1 protein-coding gene is annotated in these 537 nt (G+C 38.2%); it reads right to left on the minus strand.

What is annotated here, in order from left to right; all coding sequences use genetic code 11:
• The coding region (locus N1032_RS27470; RefSeq protein WP_259543893.1) for a hypothetical protein at positions 1–467 on the minus strand (467 nt) is incomplete at its 3' end.
• Positions 468–537 lie beyond the last annotated feature (70 nt).

Raw genomic sequence — 537 nt, forward strand, 5'->3', positions numbered from 1 at the left:
TTTTCATCATCCACATCAATTACTTCATTATAACCGATATGGATATGTCCACCACAAGTACGGAGACCAAGTTCTAATGACCTTGGTTTTGGATTACGCGCACCTGTTAATGCATTGTAATCGGGTTCACAACCAAACTCAAATGCAGATTCATGAAATGAACGTAGTTCTGTATCAGAAAAAACATGTGAACACACCCCTTCAGCGATAGACATACCTAACGGCTTGGCAGCATCATAACATGCAGATAAACCACGTAGGAGGTTGTCAGAAAAACCTTCTATTGTGACATGAGGATTAATATCATATTCGATTAGAACGTTGTCTTCTTGAAGACGGATATCATTACTAACAGTTTTCTTATTCCATTTATCAGCATCAAGGCGTCCAGCAAAAGAACCAATACGCCCAGACTGAATATCAAAACCAAGAAGTTCGGGATCCGAAGCTATACAAATTGAACTCATTTTATATACCTTTTTGCCTTATAAATAGACAGAAACACCTTCTTCCGTACAAAGTTTTTCCAAAGTCGGA

It is taken from the genome of Herbiconiux daphne (assembly GCF_024979295.1).
Classification (GTDB): domain Bacteria; phylum Actinomycetota; class Actinomycetes; order Actinomycetales; family Microbacteriaceae; genus Herbiconiux; species Herbiconiux daphnes.